The 14,914-nt window shown below is 71.1% G+C and carries 20 protein-coding genes and 1 pseudogene; 3 read left to right on the top strand and 18 right to left on the bottom strand.

Translation table 11 applies throughout. The annotated features are described in order from the left end of the window. Positions 1 to 694: 694 nt before the first annotated feature. Complete coding sequence (locus ABT015_RS11430; protein WP_350878537.1) at positions 695 to 1,201, bottom strand: HIT family protein; 507 nt, start codon at positions 1,199 to 1,201, stop codon at positions 695 to 697. Between the two features lie 239 nt (positions 1,202 to 1,440). Here ABT015_RS11430 and ABT015_RS11435 point away from each other — a divergent pair, with 239 nt between their 5' ends. After that, a complete protein-coding gene (locus ABT015_RS11435) occupies positions 1,441 to 2,643 on the top strand; it encodes an IS110 family RNA-guided transposase (protein ID WP_502897288.1) in 1,203 nt (400 codons plus the stop codon). 144 nt (positions 2,644 to 2,787) lie between these two features. Here the strand turns inward: ABT015_RS11435 and ABT015_RS11440 are convergent, their stop codons facing one another. From ABT015_RS11440 to ABT015_RS11475, 8 genes are all read right to left on the bottom strand, one after another. Further along, positions 2,788 to 3,921, bottom strand: a complete 1,134-nt coding sequence (locus ABT015_RS11440) for a methyltransferase domain-containing protein (RefSeq protein WP_350878538.1) — start codon at positions 3,919 to 3,921, stop codon at positions 2,788 to 2,790. Beyond that, positions 3,918 to 4,067, bottom strand: a complete 150-nt coding sequence (locus ABT015_RS11445) for a hypothetical protein (protein WP_350878539.1) — start codon at positions 4,065 to 4,067, stop codon at positions 3,918 to 3,920. The genes ABT015_RS11440 and ABT015_RS11445 overlap by 4 nt, the downstream gene beginning before the upstream one ends. Positions 4,068 to 4,158: 91 nt before the next feature. After that, a complete protein-coding gene (locus tag ABT015_RS11450; protein WP_350878540.1) occupies positions 4,159 to 4,584 on the bottom strand; it encodes an ATP-binding protein in 426 nt (141 codons plus the stop codon). Positions 4,585 to 4,858: 274 nt separating this feature from the next. Beyond that, complete coding sequence (locus tag ABT015_RS11455) at positions 4,859 to 5,707, bottom strand: helix-turn-helix domain-containing protein (protein WP_350878541.1); 849 nt, start codon at positions 5,705 to 5,707, stop codon at positions 4,859 to 4,861. A gap of 40 nt (positions 5,708 to 5,747) precedes the next feature. Next, positions 5,748 to 6,275 carry a DUF6879 family protein gene (locus ABT015_RS11460; protein ID WP_350878542.1) on the bottom strand — a complete coding sequence of 176 codons (528 nt, stop codon included), beginning with the start codon at positions 6,273 to 6,275 and terminating at the stop codon, positions 5,748 to 5,750. After that, complete coding sequence (locus ABT015_RS11465) at positions 6,229 to 6,510, bottom strand: hypothetical protein (RefSeq protein WP_350878543.1); 282 nt, start codon at positions 6,508 to 6,510, stop codon at positions 6,229 to 6,231. Before ABT015_RS11465 ends, ABT015_RS11460 begins: the two co-directional genes overlap by 47 nt. Positions 6,511 to 6,662: 152 nt before the next feature. Further along, positions 6,663 to 7,448, bottom strand: a complete 786-nt coding sequence (locus tag ABT015_RS11470; protein WP_350878545.1) for a hypothetical protein — start codon at positions 7,446 to 7,448, stop codon at positions 6,663 to 6,665. 90 nt (positions 7,449 to 7,538) lie between these two features. Then, the gene (locus ABT015_RS11475) at positions 7,539 to 7,778 is read right to left on the bottom strand and encodes a hypothetical protein (RefSeq protein WP_350878546.1); all 240 of its coding nucleotides are present in this window, start codon (positions 7,776 to 7,778) and stop codon (positions 7,539 to 7,541) included. Positions 7,779 to 7,984: 206 nt separating this feature from the next. Here ABT015_RS11475 and ABT015_RS11480 point away from each other — a divergent pair, with 206 nt between their 5' ends. Then, positions 7,985 to 8,134, top strand: a complete 150-nt coding sequence (locus tag ABT015_RS11480) for a DUF6368 family protein (RefSeq protein ID WP_350878765.1) — start codon at positions 7,985 to 7,987, stop codon at positions 8,132 to 8,134. Positions 8,135 to 8,295: 161 nt separating this feature from the next. Here ABT015_RS11480 and ABT015_RS11485 read toward each other — a convergent pair whose 3' ends face one another. The 5 genes from ABT015_RS11485 to ABT015_RS11505 all read right to left on the bottom strand — a co-directional run bounded on the left by ABT015_RS11485 (position 8,296) and on the right by ABT015_RS11505 (position 12,322). Further along, positions 8,296 to 8,757 (bottom strand): hypothetical protein, encoded by a 462-nt coding sequence (locus tag ABT015_RS11485; protein ID WP_350878547.1) that lies wholly within the window; start codon positions 8,755 to 8,757, stop codon positions 8,296 to 8,298. Positions 8,758 to 9,000: 243 nt separating this feature from the next. Continuing rightward, positions 9,001 to 9,303 carry a hypothetical protein gene (locus ABT015_RS11490; protein ID WP_350878549.1) on the bottom strand — a complete coding sequence of 101 codons (303 nt, stop codon included), beginning with the start codon at positions 9,301 to 9,303 and terminating at the stop codon, positions 9,001 to 9,003. A 92-nt stretch (positions 9,304 to 9,395) separates the two neighbouring features. Next, on the bottom strand, positions 9,396 to 9,557 hold the full coding sequence (locus ABT015_RS11495; RefSeq protein WP_350878550.1) for a hypothetical protein: 162 nt from the start codon (positions 9,555 to 9,557) through the stop codon (positions 9,396 to 9,398). Positions 9,558 to 10,236: 679 nt separating this feature from the next. Beyond that, on the bottom strand, positions 10,237 to 10,587 hold the full coding sequence (locus tag ABT015_RS11500; protein WP_350878766.1) for a DUF3703 domain-containing protein: 351 nt from the start codon (positions 10,585 to 10,587) through the stop codon (positions 10,237 to 10,239). 136 nt (positions 10,588 to 10,723) lie between these two features. Continuing rightward, the gene (locus ABT015_RS11505) at positions 10,724 to 12,322 is read right to left on the bottom strand and encodes an MFS transporter (protein ID WP_350878551.1); all 1,599 of its coding nucleotides are present in this window, start codon (positions 12,320 to 12,322) and stop codon (positions 10,724 to 10,726) included. A gap of 211 nt (positions 12,323 to 12,533) precedes the next feature. Between ABT015_RS11505 and ABT015_RS11510 the strand changes: the two genes are divergently transcribed. After that, positions 12,534 to 13,367, top strand: coding sequence for a TetR/AcrR family transcriptional regulator (locus tag ABT015_RS11510; RefSeq protein WP_350878552.1), 834 nt, complete (start codon positions 12,534 to 12,536; stop codon positions 13,365 to 13,367). A gap of 123 nt (positions 13,368 to 13,490) precedes the next feature. Here the strand turns inward: ABT015_RS11510 and ABT015_RS11515 are convergent, their stop codons facing one another. The 4 genes and pseudogenes from ABT015_RS11515 to ABT015_RS11530 all read right to left on the bottom strand — a co-directional run bounded on the left by ABT015_RS11515 (position 13,491) and on the right by ABT015_RS11530 (position 14,733). Continuing rightward, positions 13,491 to 13,937 (bottom strand): AMP-binding enzyme, encoded by a 447-nt coding sequence (locus ABT015_RS11515; RefSeq protein ID WP_350878767.1) that lies wholly within the window; start codon positions 13,935 to 13,937, stop codon positions 13,491 to 13,493. Between the two features lie 45 nt (positions 13,938 to 13,982). Further along, positions 13,983 to 14,114: pseudogene (locus ABT015_RS11520) on the bottom strand (hypothetical protein); the annotation flags it as partial. Continuing rightward, positions 14,093 to 14,269 carry a hypothetical protein gene (locus tag ABT015_RS11525; RefSeq protein WP_350878786.1) on the bottom strand — a complete coding sequence of 59 codons (177 nt, stop codon included), beginning with the start codon at positions 14,267 to 14,269 and terminating at the stop codon, positions 14,093 to 14,095. The pseudogene ABT015_RS11520 and the gene ABT015_RS11525, both read right to left, overlap by 22 nt. Continuing rightward, entirely contained in the window at positions 14,266 to 14,733 is a 468-nt protein-coding gene (locus ABT015_RS11530) for a thiolase C-terminal domain-containing protein (protein WP_350878553.1), read from the bottom strand. The genes ABT015_RS11525 and ABT015_RS11530 overlap by 4 nt, the downstream gene beginning before the upstream one ends. Positions 14,734 to 14,914 lie beyond the last annotated feature (181 nt).

Genomic DNA, 14,914 nt, shown 5'->3' on the forward strand with positions numbered 1-14,914 from the left:
ATCAAATGAATTGCTGGTGTTCAATCACTCGCACTATTGGGAATGGCCGCGCGTCGAGAGAATCATACTTTGCCGCTAAATACCAAAATGCCACCTTTTGTCGGATTTTGAACATCCCAACACTAGGTCAAGTAAAGGTCAAATCTGGCAATATTTCATAAAGGTCCCACCGCCCGCCCATAGGGAACCGCGGCGCATCCCCGCACGTCCTTCGGGAGGTGAACAAGCCTTCAGGACCAAGTTGCGCGCCAGGCTGCCTGACAGCCCTCCTCGGGGTGGCCGGAGGTATCGGCTCGTGGGCACTTGCGGACTCAGCCCGCAAGTACTGCGGCTCATACCAGGAGGAGTACAGCAAGTAGGACAGCATCTGGCACTACGAGCTGCCGCTCTCGATCATGGCAGGCCTCTTTGTCGCGTTAGCCGCTCACGGACTTGCATTCCTCGCCGTGCGCAGATCAAAAAGTCGGGGGATCTGTTCGCTGCTGCCTCCGGCAGTAGCCGTGGTTGCCTTACTCGTTATGGCCTGGTGCCATTTTGCATGGATCGGCACTATTCCCGGAGCGGTCAGCGACACCGGCCTCTGCCCCTCAAGCAATATCCCGGGTTGGTGGCCGAAGTGGATTCCCGCATGAGCACCTCGGACGGTGACCGGGGACCGCTGCCGGGAGCGGGCGCCTGGTTGGGCAACGGCCGGTCAGCTGGCCGCGGTGGCGCGGGCCGCGACGGCCTGGCGCAGCCGGTCGGCGAGGTCGGTGCGTTCGGTGGAGGTGTAGGTGAGGACGCCGTTGGTGAAGGCGAGGGCGTCGAACTGCTGCTGTTCGTAGGGGATTCCGTGCGGGAGGCGGGCGATGTGCCAGTGGAGGTGACTGTTGCCGTCCTGGGAGCCGAGGGAGAAGAGGTAGGTGCGTTCGCCGCCGAGGACGTCCTCGGCGGCGAGGGCGACCAGCCGTAGGGTGCGCATCATGGCGAGGTAGTCGTCCTCGGTGAGGTCGGTGACGACGTGCTCGATGTGCTGCTTGGGCACGACGAGGAGCTTGCCGGGCAGGACGGGCCACTTGTCGAGGAAGGCCAGGTGCTGCTCGGTCTCGTAGACGATCTCGTGGGCATAGGCGGGGTCGCCTTCGACGAGGCAGCAGATGAAGCAGGGCCCGTTCTGGGCGTGCTCGCTGTAGGTGTCCAGGTCCATCGGCCGGCGTTCCATGCGCTTCCATACCTTTCTTCGTGGGTCAGTTCGGATCATTCGTAAGATCGGGACACCCAGGGGATTCGGGTGTGGCTGCCATGTGCTCGCCGCTGTTGTGGCTCAAGGGGATTGGCCGCCCGACTCCCCGCGACGACTCGGCCGCTGATTGGGATACGCGAACCGCATCGCTCGTATGGAAACGTCGGCGAGGTCGTCTGCTGGGATCGAGGACAGGCACGTCGACGGAGGAGGACCTGGTGCCCGAACTGTGGGCCGGGACGGACGCGGGCAAGGCCGAGCACCATTGCACGGCGATCGACACGGACGGGAAGACGGTGCTCTCCCGGCGAGTGCCGAACAACGAGGCCGAACTGCTGGAGCTGCTGGGCGACGTCCTGGAGTTGGCCGGTGGCTCCCCAGTGACCTGGGCCGTCGACCTGAACTCGGGCGGTGCCGCGTTGTGGATCGCCCTCCTGGTCGGCCACGGGCAGAAGCTTCTCTACATCCCCGGCCGGACCGTGCACCACGCCTCGGCCGCCTACCGGGGCAGCGGAAAGACGGACGCCAAGGACGCCTTCGTCATCGCCGACACCGCCCGCATGCGCCGCGACCTGCAACCGCTGGAGCAGACCGGCGAGATCGCGGTGGACCTGCGGATCCTGACCGCCCGCCGCATCGACCTGTCGGCCGACCGCACCCGCGCGATCAACCGGCTCCGCGCCCAGATGCCGGAGTACTTCCCCGCACTGGAGCGGGCCTTCGACTACAGCGTCTCCAAGAGCGCGCTGGTCCTCCTGACGGGCTACCAGACACCCGCCGCCTTGCGCCGCATCGGCCGGGCCCGGCTGGCGGCCTGGCTGAAGAACCACGGCGTCCGGACGATCACCGGCGCCAGGAGCGCCGCTGACGCCGCGATCACCGCCGCTGAAGCCCAGTCCACCTCCGTCCCCGGGGAGAAGACCGCCGCGAGGATGGTCCGCACCCTGGCCAGGGAGGTGATGTCCCTCGACCAGGAGATCGCCGAGCTCGAGGACCTGATCGCGGGACGGTTTCGCGAGCACCCCCACGCCGAGGTGATCACCAGCATGCCCGGCATCGGCGACATGCTCGGCGCCGGCACCGGTGGCGACATGACCGCCTTCGGCAGTCCCGACCGCCTCGCCGGCGTCGCCGGCCTCGCACCCGTCCCCCGGGACTCCGGCAAGGTCAGCGGCAACCTCCGCCGGCCCCGCCGCTACAGCCGAAGACTCCTGCGGATGTTCTACCTGTCTGCCCAGGTCGCCGCCGTGCACTGCCCCGTCTCCAAGACGTTCTACCGGCGCAAGCGCAACGAGGGAAAGTCTCACAAGCAGGCAATCCTGGCCCTCGCCAGACGCCGCCTGAACGTGCTCTGGGCCCTCATACGCGACAGCCGAACCTTCGAGGCCCGTCCGTCCGAACCAGCTGCCGTCGCGGCATGAGGAAGCGCCCAAGAGCCCCTCACAGCGACTTGACAGCATCATTGGGAATCCCCTTCCGTGTGCGCCCGCCGGGGCGGGCGGGGTTCGGTGACGGGTCCGGTGCCGCGAGACGGTCCACGGCACCGGACCGGGCTGGAGGGCTGGTCAGATCGGCTGGGCGGGCTCGTCGAGCCAGGCGTGCCAGCCCTGGGGGGTGACGGTGAGTCCGAGCCGGTCGACGCCGGGCTCGCCCGCCCGGTGCCACCAGGTGAGGGTCCGCTCGAAGTCGTCCCACAGGCGGCGGCCGCCGTACTGGCGGGCCAGGTGCTCGTCCTCGCCGTCGCGGAATGTCGTCGCCGACCAGGCCGGGGTGGTGAGGGAGTAGAGCCACAGCGTGCGGGCGCCGTCCTCGTGCGGCTGGATCGCGTGGACGGCGTCCCGCAGCCGCAGGCCGGCGGCGAGCGGGAACGGGTCGAACTTGCCGTGCGTAGGCAGCGCCGCGGTGGTCGTGGTCTCGGCGAGGGTGCCGCCGTCGGCGGGGTTCTGCGGCCACTGGAGGCGCTGGGAGCGCATCTTCATGAACTCGACCGGCTGGAGGAACGGGCCGGACGCGGTGCCGTCGGCCTGGACGGTGAGGCGGATCAGGGCGTCGGCGTTGGAGTAGTGGGTGCCGAACGGCGCCAGGATCAGCCCGCCGGGCCGGGTCTGTTCGATCCACGCCTGCGGGATCTGGCGAAGCCCGTAGGTCGCGGTGATCCGGTCGTACGGGGCGCCGGGCGGGTGACCGAGCGCGCCGTCCGCGCAGACGACGGTCGGCCGGTAGTCGGCGGAGTGCAGCGCGGCACGGGCCTGGGCGGACACCTGGGGGTCGATCTCGACCGTGGTCACGTTCGCGTCGCCGAGCCGGTGGCTCAGCAGGGCGGCGTTCCAGCCGGTGCCGGTGCCCTGCTCCAGCACCCGCATCCCCGGCTCGACCCGGAGGTCGTCCAGCATCGAGGCGACCAGCGACGGCTGTGATGCCGAGCTGGTCGGCACGGTGCCGGGCTCCACGCCCTGGTGCTCGCCGTCGTCCCACTGCGTGACGATCGGGATGTCCGCGGCCGCCGCCGCCAGCCAGCCCCGCTCATCGGTGGTGCGGTCGACGGGTCGGCTCTTCCCGGTGGCCATGTCATGCGCCCAGACCATGGCCGGCAGGAACAGCGAGCGTGGGACCGCGTCGAAGGCCGGCGCCCAGGCGTCCGCGACGGGGAAGGGCCGCCCCGGCGCGGGGCGGCCCTCCTGCTCAGGTGCGAGCGTCACTTGCGGTGTCCCCCGTCCCCGGGCGGGGTGGTACCGTCCGGGGACGGCGGGTCGGACGGCGGCGTCCACGGAGCGCCCGGGTGCCCGTCGCCCCCGCCACCCCCGTCGCCGCCCGAGCCACCGCCGTCGACTGCCTCGATGTCCATGCCGCGCTCCTTGTCGTCGCTGTGATGGTGCCCTCCCGAGGTCCGGGAGGAGTAGAGGGCCGCCCCGGCGCACCGGGGCAGGTGGTGGGGGCTACGTCGGGCGGGTGCGTAGATCCGCGTGCACGGTCTTGCCGAGCGGCTCCAAGGTCACGCTCCAGTGCCCGCCGGTGAGGTGGTGGACCAGGGCCATGCCGCGGCCCGACACGGCGGCCAGGCCCGCGTCGATCAGGCAGGGCAAGGCACGGGAGCCGTCGCGGACGCTGATCCGCACGCACCGGTCGGTGATCCGCTCGATGGCGACCGTCATCTTCCGCTGGCACCCGGTCTTCGCCGCGCTACCCGCCAGCTCGCTGACGACGAGTTCGCCGGCCTCGACCAGGTCGTCCAGCCCCCACGCGCGCAGTGTCGTGCGCACCAGGCGCCGGGCCGCGGCGGCGGACTGCGGCTCGTACGGCAGCAGGGCTCTCGTCTGGTCGGCAGCCTCGGTGCGCGGCGGGGCCTCGACGGCCGCGGTCACCGTGTGCCTCGCACCCGCCGGCGCTGCCCGAGTGCGACCGCAGACGTGGCCGGTGGGCGGGGTATGGGGTGCGCGGCCACGGCGGTACTCCGCTCTCTCGTCGGCGGTGACGGCTGCGCGGACCCGACGGGGGGGGAGGGCGCGCGCAGCGGCCCCAACTCGCCGCCCACACCCCGGCGGGCCAGGGTGTCCGGTCCACTCCCCGTGGGCAACGGATCGACGGTAGGGAGTATGCGGCCGGGCCCTCAACGAGGTTGCGACTTCTTGCGCGAAGTCACCCGAGAGTGGCTATGGCGGCGGTGATCAGCTGACGGGCTTGCACGCCGTGGACGGCCATGGATGCCAGGTCGGTGAAGGTGCGCACGTAGTCGGCGATCTCGCGCGGCTGGGTGATCCGCAGGTAGCCGGAGGTCAGCTCGACGGCCACCTCGTCCTCGTCGAACAGGTAGAAGTCTTCAACCGGCAAGTGCGGGCGGCCGGGTCCGGTGGGGATGACGCCGACGCTGACGAACGGGCTGGAGGAGACGGCGAGGAGGTGGCCGAGCTGGGCCGCCATCGTCTCCGGGGCGCACACCGCGGCGCGCAGCACCCACTCCTCGATCAGCAGGCCGAAGCGGTGCCGACCGGAGAACAGCATCCGCTGGCGCTCCAGCCGGGCCTCCACCGCGTCGGCGACGTCGTCGACCTCGACCCGGGCGCGCTGGATCGAGCGCAGGACGGCGGTGGTGTACTCGGGGGTCTGCACCATGCCCGGCAGGACGCGGCTGGCGTAGACGCGGAAGTGGCCGGTGCGGCTGTAGAGGGCGGCGACGGACTCCTGGGCGGCACGCAGCCCGGTACGTTCCATGCGGCGCCAGTCGGTGTACATCGAGTCGACCGCGCGGGCGGCGGCGATGAGGTCGGGGACCTGGCCGTCGGCGGCGCAGGCGGTGCACCAGGCGCGCAGGTCGTCTTCGGAGGGGGCGGACTTGCCGCTCTGGATCCGGGAGGTCTTCGCCGGGTGCCAGCCGCAGCGGGCGGACAGTTCGTCGCCGGTCAGGCCTGCGTCCTTGCGCAAGGCCACCAGGCGGGCGGCGAGGGCCTTGCGGGCCTCGATGACGCTGGACGACGGTGACGACGACATGGTGCTGGCTGCCCGCTGCGGGTGGTGGTGGACGGGTTGGTCAGACGGTGTAGTGCGCGTGCGGGACGGCCCGGTCCCACACCGCCTCGAAGGCCGCAGCCACCGACTTCACCACGGCCTGGCCCTCGGTGCTCTCGTGGCCGGCCCACTCACCGTCACCGGTGAACCAGTGGAAGAGGACCTCGCGGTCGTCGATCAGCCACAGGTCGTTGCCCGGCAGTGCTAGGTCGGAGGCCTTCGAGCGGGGCAGCCAGCGGACCTGCTCGCCGAGGGCGATGTTGTGCCGCTTGGTGATCGCGTGCTCCCACCGGATGTAGGCGGTGACCGGTTCCGAGACGATCCGGGCCCGGCGCATCACCACCCCGCGCCCGACCGTCTCCCGCACCAGGGCGGCCCAGGCGGTGTACTCCTCGGGCAGGTCGTACGCCTCGGGCCGATCCACCGGAAGGCCGGCCCGCCAGTCGGCGAAGACCGGGTCGTCCATGTAGGAGTCGCGCATCTCCAGGTGACAGGCGGAGCGCTCAGCACTCCTTAGCAGGGCGCCAAAGTCCGGCACGCTCGGCTTCATCGCACACCTTTCGCAGAAACGGGATCATCCTGACCGGGATCCGCACGACGCCCTCGTGGTCCGGGACACCGGTGGCGTGACCCTCCACCCACTCGGTCTCGCTGATCACGCGGTACATCTCCATGTCGGGCAGCCAGCCCTGGACGACGATCTCCGCCTTCTCGTCCTCCAACCACACGGTCGGAGAGCCGCCGTTGGGCGTGTCCGGGTCGATGCCCCTGAACCGTAGTGCCATGACCGCTCCTTGTGCCAAGCCGGTTGCGGATCCTTGCGCCTCCACCGTTTCGCTCGGCTGAGGAGACGTCAAGGGCGCGCGGGAGCAGCCAGGCGGCACGCACCGGCCGGGACGGGCCCGAGGAGAGCTGCCTCCTCGGGCCCGGTGCCCAGTCAGGCTGTGCGGATCTTCCCGCCGACGACAGACCGCGAACGCAACGGGAGGAACCGGGACGGCGCGGCTACTCGACGTCGAACAGGGACTGCAGTTCCCGGCACGCCGAGGAGATGTTCACCATCAGCGGTTGCGATGCCGACACGGCGGTCCCGCCGGGCGGGCAGGCGTCGTACACCGTCGCGGCGTACGACTTGAAGCCCGCGAACGCCGTGGCGGTGCACTTCGCCATCACGTCCGCGGCATGCTGGCCGGCGCTGCGCCGTGTCGATGGCCGAGGCGCACTGCTCCCACACCTGGGCCGCGCCGCGCAGGCGATTCGGGTTGCCCTGCGGCCAGAACTTGCCGATCACCGGGATCTCGTGGGCCTCCCTCGAACCGGTGACCATCGGCAGACTGTTGTGGGCCTCGCTCTCGTCGCACTGCTGGGTGCCCTTGGCGAGCGGCGCCAACGTGTTGATCTTGCCTGTGGACGCGGCGGCCACCGAGTCCTGGACGCTCAGGTAGTTGGCGGCCATCGTCAGCAGGCGGCTGGAGATCGTCGCCATGGCCCGCCCGGCGGTCCCGGTCGCCTTGACCACACTCTTGGCCGTCCGCTCGTACTTCGTCGCGAAGTCGTGGGCGACCGTGTCGTCACCGGCCATCCCCTCCGAGGACGCCAGGTCTCCCACCACCCCCGAGGCGATGTTGTAGACGAAGTCCTTCGAGCCGAGGAACTGCACCGACGCCCGGAACACCACGTCCGGATCGACCTCGAACCCTCCCCCTGGCGCCGTGTCACCCACGCCCGCTCGTCCCCCGCGCCGGCTTCCAGTCCGCCCTCGTCTACCCCGCCAGGCCCCGGCGTCAACCCCTTCGTCCGAGCGACGACGGCCCTACTTGCGGCGGATCGCCCCGGTGGAGAAGAACTGCGCGAGAGCCGCGGCGATGTGCACCGCCGTCACGGCTTCCACCACCTTCTCCCGGTCTGTCGCGTGCTGCTTGCCGTGCCGGCTGGTCTGCCCGTTCCACAGCGGCGACATCATCGACCCCGCCATGTCGATTCCGTCCTGCGGATCCCTGCCTTCGATCTCGAAGACCAGCTTGTCCCTGAGCTTGGGCAGCTCACCGAGCATCGTGCCCAGCGTCGCCCGGGCGTGAGTCGGCTGCAGCGTCGCACGACGCTCCACCCCAGCATGACGGGACGTCAAGGGCGCGTGGGAGCGCATGACCGGTCCGGAAACCCGCTGTCCAAGGTACGGGCCCTCAACGGCACGATCTGCTCCGACGAAGGGCGCGGGAACCACCGGAACGCGAGCCGCCAGTACGCGCTGGTCGCCGACTGCGGGCGGCCCCGGCGACTACCCTCCCGGGAAGAGTCATGGAGGTTTCCTATGACACCGGGGGCAGTGGGCGGCAGCTTCGACACTTCGGAGACGTGGAGTTCTTGGAGGCCTGGCTGGAGCATCCCGACTTCCACTTGATCAAGTAGCACCTCCGTGTCGATTCGCTGCAGGTTGCACGAAGCGTGACCAGGTGGTCCCAACAAACGTGTCTCGCAAGCTCAGAACCGCCAGGTCGCCGCACCAACCGGTACCGGGAGAGCCGGTGCCGCGCGCCGCCGCCGGTGGGACCGACCGGCGGCGACCGGCGTCAGGACGCGGCCGCGCGCGCCGCCTCCAGCTCGGCCACCAGCCGCTTGACCCGCTTGTTGGTCCGGCCCGAGCCGTGGCCCGCCAGCATGTACAGCTGGTCCGTTCCGCCGGAGGCCAGCACCAGCTCCGGAACATCGGACGAGTAGACCGTGCCCGGCAGGACGGCCACCCGCACCTCCCGGAGGTCCGCCCACGCGTAGGAGCGCGCCCTGAGCAGCCCGGAGTACTTCACCCCGGCTGACCCGTAGGAGACGCCGAACACCGGCGCACGGAACGTCAGCACCGCACCCGGTACGCCGAGGACCAGGACCGGGATCAGGTGTTGCACCCCGCGCGCGTCCCCCGTCGTCGCCACGCGCGTCGCCACGCCCGTCGCCATCACCACGGCGATCAGCAGGCACACGCCACCCAGCAGGAAGTAGATGAGCGACCAGGCCGTGCGCCTCCTCCGCTTCCGCATGTCCGTGCCCCCCTTTCCGCGGCACGCGGCGCCGCCCGAGGTCCGGGGATGCCGCCACCGCCCGTGGACCAGCATACGAACGGTAGCCGCACCACCGGGGGCAGGGCACGGACTCGCCCCCGGGCTGCCCGCCGACAGGACGGGGTGGTGCTCCTCGAAGTGCTCGGGGGCCTGGCGTCCGCGCGGCCCGGGCGTGGTGGCCTTGCCGGCGAGCGGTGTCGTCGACCACCGCCCGGGCCTCCGCTACCCGGCCGCGCCCGCTGCGACGGCCTTCTCCGCGTCGGCGACGTGCCAGCTGATGCCCTGCGTGAACGTCGCCAGCTCCTGCGGGTGCGCCGCGATGCACTGCCGGTCGTAGGCGGCCTGGACGGCCACCGCGATCCCCATGAAGTCGGTGGAGCGCTTGCAGGCGTCATCCGCGCTCGCGGTGGCGAGTTCGGCCGGGGTGTGGCCGACGGACGCTCCGACGCCCTGCGTCCGGTCGCGCCAGCGCGGGTCCATGTGGGCGTCCGCCGGGGTGGCGTAGGTGAAGCCGTGATCCTTCATACAGTTGCTCCACTGCCGGTCGGCGGCCACGACGCGTGGATCCGTCAGGGGCTCCTGCGGCCCGCCGCCGGGCAGGGCGGAGGGAGCGGAGTTCAGGAACGCCGCTCCGCCGACGGCGTCCAGACCTTCCTGGAGGCAGCCGCCCTGGGGACGGCCCGGCCCTGGAACTCCGTGACCGGGGTGCCGGTCGCGTCCCGCCCGGTGAGCACCTGCCGGGTGGCGGCGGAGGCCGGCTGCCCGGTACCCGTGGCCACGACGGCGTCGTAGCCGGTGGTCGCGACGCGGTCGGGGATGCAGCTGGTGCGCCCGACGCCGGTGCGTAGTGTAACGCATCATCGGCACTTGTCGTACTTCCAGGTAAGCGCCTCTGCGAAGGACACGACGACATGGCTCTCACCACCCTCTCGGCGAACTCCGTCACCGACGAGTTCCCGCCGTGTGCCAGAATGCGAGGTTCTCCGAGGTCTCGGCGGAGCCGGTTTCCCACCGCAGGCGAGAGCGCATCGAGCGCAGGGTGCCGCGGTGGTATTCGCGCAGTTCGAGACGGCCCTGCGTAGGCAGGCCCTCATCCACCACGGGCGGCTGGTCCACCCCGCGCTGGGGTGACGCCGAGCTCGCAGGCCGTGGGAGCGCACGCGTGTTGCTGACGGCAGGCTCGAAGCACCTCCCGCCCGCGAGTCGGCCGCCGAACTCCGGCGTTCCGCACTGGCGTCGGCAGGACCTCTGAATCCGCCCCGCCCCGCGTACTCACCCGACCGCCGAGGATGCCGGCTGCCCCTCACGGACGTGTGAGGGGCAGCCGGCGTCGCCGGCGGCTCCGGTTCCGCTGTCGACTGGTGTTCTGATGGAACGGGCCCACCGGGCTGGGACGGTGGTTCGAGGAGCTCGCCGGCACGACGCGGTACGGGGGAGGAGGTTCTCGGACGGCCGGGCCTACACGCGCAGCGCGCCGGCGTCGCGGAGCAGGGCCGCGAGATCGTCCGGGATCGGCATGTGGGTGGTCAGCCCGACCCGGGTGCGGCCGGTGTTGCCGTCCGGGTAGTTCCCGGCCGCGGAACCGGGTGCGGCGACGACCAGGCGCCCCAGCTGGCCGAGCATCTCCCACACGTCGCGGTCGCGGAGGGCGAGGCGGAACATCACGCCGTGGGTGAGGGTGTGGGACCACGGCCAGGGCTGGGAGAGGATGTGGGCACGCTCCACGGCCCTCCATCGCTGCGCCGTGGGTCCTGGGGTCCGGGCCGCGGCCATCTCGGCATCGAATGCTTCGAGCAGGGCGGGCGGCATGGGAGCACGGCGGGACACTACAGACCTCCAGTGGTTCGGATTTCATGGATTCAGACCTGGATGCGGCGAGGCGGTGCCGAGCGGTTTGGTCCGCGAACGGCTCCGCGGGCGCCGGTGCGGCGCATGGGCACGTCGATCAGGGCGAGGTTGCTCGGTTGCGCATGTCCCCTGCACGGTCCCCTCGTCGGGGCTCCGCCGCCGATCGGGAGGCTCCGGGCCCGAGCCCGCAGTCGGAGCTTCGGAACACGGCGACGATGAGGACCGCCGCGCCCGCCATCAGGACGGCGCTGACCACCGAGGCGATCCGGGCCTCCCGGGCGAAGGCGTCGAAGGCCACGTGCCGCAGGGACTCGGCGGTGCCGCTCGGGAGTGTGGCGGCGGTCTCGACGGCGCCGCCTAGGGTGCTCCGCGCCGCTTCCAGTTGGCCGGGAGTGAGGGCGTCAGGGGCGTTGGCCGCCAGTTCCGAACGGTAGACGGCGGTGCCGATGCTGCCCAGGAGCGCGATGCCCAGCGCCCCGCCGAGTTCGGCGGAGGTCTCGGCCGTGGCCGAGGCCGCTCCGGCCCGCTCCGGTGGTGCGGCGGACAGGATCACCTCGGTGACGACCGCGGAGACGGCGCCGATGCCGATCGAGACGACGGTCATGCCGCTGACGAGGTGGACGACTCCCGAACCGGCTTGGAGCAGGGCCAGCATGACGTAGCCGGCGGTGGCCACCAGCAGCCCGGCGGCGATCACGTTGTGCTTGCCGATGCGCGGAGCGAGCGCGGTGGCCAGCGCGATGCCCACGGGCATCACGAGGAAGGTGGGCAAGGACCACAGGGCCGACTCCAACGGGCCCATTCCCAGGACGAGTTGCATGAACTGCCAGTTGAACAGGCTGAAACCGACCAGCCCGAACGTCGCCAGCGCGTCGATCAGCAGGGGCACGTTGAACCGGCGGCTGCGGAACAGAGCCATGTCGATCATCGGGTTCGCGGACCGGTTCTGGCGGCGGAGGAACGCCGCTCCCACAGCGAAGCCGGCGGCGCAGCAGGTCAGGGGAATCCACCCGAACCCGTGCTCCGCCACGGCCTTGACGCCGTAGATGGCGCCGAGGACGGCCACGAGGGACATGGCGGCGCCGAGCAGGTCGAAGCGGCCCGGCTCGGGGTCGCGGTCTTCGGTGAGCAGCAGCGGGCCGAGGACCAGCAGCAGGACCATCACCGGCACGTTGATCAGGAAGACCGATCCCCACCAGAAGTGTTCCAGGAGCAGGCCGCCGATGATCGGACCGAGGACGGCGCCGCCCGCGAAGCCGGCCGTCCAGACGCCGACCGCGGCAGCCCGCTGCGCGGCGTCGTGGAACATGCTCCGGATCAGGGAGAGGGTGGACGGTGCCAGCGTGGCTCCGGCGATGCCCAGGAGGGCGCGGGCCGCGATGAGCGTCCCGGGGCTGGTCGAGTAGGCCGCGAGGACCGAGGCGGCGCCGAAGGCCGTGGCGCCCGTGAGCAGCACCCGTCGGCGCCCGAACCGGTCACCGAGCGTGCCCATCGTGATGAGCAGGCCGGCGAGGAGGAAGCCGTAGGCGTCCATGATCCAGAGCTGCTCGGAACCGCTTGGGCGGAGGTCGGCCGCCAGGGACGGGAGCGTGATGAACATGACGGCCATGTCCATGGATGCCAGGACGCAGGGCAGTACCAGGACGGCGAGGCCGGCCCACTCCCTGGATCCGGCGCGTTTCTCTTCTCCAGTCATGCCCTCTCCTGAGCGGTGTGTGGGGATCCGGGCGGACGTAACCATCTTCGAGAGCGTACTTTGTACGCATCGACACGTGCAGGGTACGCACACATGCTGAAATGGCACAACACCATTTGACCTGCAGATTCATCCTGAAATGCACACGTACCCGCACTGCGGGGGTAAGATTTCGTCACAACCTTGGCGTGTGACGAAAAGGAGTCCGTTGATGTCCGTGCAGTCGGCGTGCGCGTCCTGCGGAAAGGGGCTGGAGCCCGCGGACCGGGGGCGGCCCCGGCTCTACTGTTCCCGCGCGTGCCAGGCGCGGGCCTACCGGGCCCGCAGGGCGGAGGACCCGGCCGACGTCCCGGTGGCCGACGACGGCGCGCCGCACCTCACCGTCGAGCGCATCGTCCGGGCCGGGATCGTCGTCGCGGACACCGAGGGGCTCGACGCGCTGTCGATGCGCCGTGTCGCCGCGGAGCTGGGCACCGGCACGATGTCCCTGTACCGGCACGTGGCGTCCAAGGACGACCTGGTAACCCTGATGGTGGAAGCCGCGATGGCCGACCTGCCGCTGCCCGAATCGCCACCGCGGAACTGGCGGCACGGCCTCGAACGCGCCGCGGACCGCGACTGGGAGCTGTACCACCGTCACCCGTGGATCCTGCCGAGGGTCATGGTGACGACCCGCGCCTACTTCAGCCCGGCCCTCGCCGCGGACAGCGAAAGCGCCTTCTCCTCGTTCGACGGGCTCGACCTCGAACCCGCCGACGCCTTCCGGTACATGTTCATGTTCGCCTCCTACGTGCAGGGCGTAGCGGTGACCCTGGTCAGCGATCTGGAGACGGAGCGGCAGTCGAGGACCGGCGCGACGCGGCGAGCAAAGGACTCGGACCGCGCGCAGGACCCGCTGTACGAACCCGGGGCGTACCCCCGGCTCGCCCGTGCGATGCGCGCAGGCGCCGACCCGTGGGACCTCGACGCCCTGTTCGCCTCGGGCCTGGCCGGCGTTCTGGACGGCATCGCAGCCGATCTCGCACGAAAGGGCATCGACGCCTGAGCCCCGGGTCGCTCCGGATTTCGCCGTACCGGCGGGAGTCCGCGACCGTCCGGGCGCGCCCGCTCACGGCCCACCGGCCGTCCGTGAGCCTCGCGTACGGCGGGTGCGGGCCGGTTGGTCCTGCTACCGGCCGCTCCGGTCCTCCCCGGAGGCCCGGTGGCGGAGTTCCCTCTTGTCGATCTTGCCCAGGGCGGTGAGGGGTAGTGCGTCGGCGAGGTGGATCCGCTTCGGGACCCAGAGGGGGCCCCTGCGGGTGCGGACGTGGTCCGTCAGCTCGGCGGGGGTGGCGTGCCGTCCGGAGCGCAGGACCACGGTGGCGGTGACGGCTTCGCCCCAGTGCGGGTCGGGTGTGCCGTAGACAGCGACGGCGGCGACGGCCGGGTGGGCGGAGAGGGCCTCCTCGACCTCGCGCGGGTAGACGTTGAAGCCGCCGGTGATGATGGTGTCCTTGATCCGGTCGATGATCGTGATCAGACCGTCGTCGTCCCTGCGGGCGACGTCCCCGGTACGCAGCCAGCCTCCTTCGAGCGCAGCCGCGGTCTGCTCGGGCTTGTTCCAGTAGCCGTCCATCACGAGCGGTCCCCGGGCGCACAGTTCGCCCGGCTCACCGGCCGGCACCTCCCGGCCGTGCGGATCGCGCAGGGTGATCTCCACACCGGGCATCGGTCGGCCGCAGTTGCCCAGGACGGCCCGGTCGTCGCGGTGCTCTGCCGGGTCCAGGACGGTCAGTGCGTTGGGGGCCTCGGCCTGGCCGTAGTGCTGGCTGAGTACGGGGCCGAGGAGCCGGCGGGCCTGGGCGAGCCGGGCGGGGTCGTCCCGTCGTCGCCGGTGAAGCGGAAGGCGGTGCGCTCGGGCCGTCTGCGCAGCGCGGTGAGGATCAGGTCCGCGTAGCGGGGTCTCATCGGGTCCTCCCCAGGATGGTCACGGCGGCCACCGCCTCCTCGATTCCGTAGAGGCCGCCGCCGTTCTCGGCGATGGCGATGCGCGCGTCGGGGACCTGTCGTCCGCCTGCCCGGCCGCGCAACTGCGTGACCAGTTCGAAGACCTGGGCCAGTCCGGTGGCGGACACCGGGTGGCCGCGCGATTCGAGTCCTCCCGACGGGTTCACCGGAAGGGTGCCCCCGAGTGCGCTCGCACCCGAGGCCGACCACGGGCCGCCGTCGCCGATCGGGCAGAAGCCCAGGTTCTCCGCCTGCTGGATCTCGCCGAAGGCGGTGGCGTCGTGGACCTCCGCCACGTCGACGTCCTGGGGACCGAGGCCGGCCTTCTCGTAGGCGGCGAGCGCGGCGCGACGGCCGATGTGGTGTTCGGCGTCGTCCGCCGCCCGGTCGGTGCCCGACAGCAGGGCACTGCTCAGGACCGCCACGGCCGATTCGTCGTGGGGGAAGTCGGCTCTCGTCACGACGGCGGCGGCGGCCCCGTCGCTGACCGGTGAGCACATCGGCACCGTCAGCGGCCACGCCACCCGCCGGGCCGCCAGGACCTCGTCCGCGGTGAACGGCCGGCGGAAATGGGCCCGGGGGGTTGTGGACGGAGTGGGCGTGGTT

Source organism: Kitasatospora sp. NPDC094016, from assembly GCF_040304045.1.
In the GTDB taxonomy this organism is placed as follows: Bacteria; Actinomycetota; Actinomycetes; order Streptomycetales; family Streptomycetaceae; genus Kitasatospora.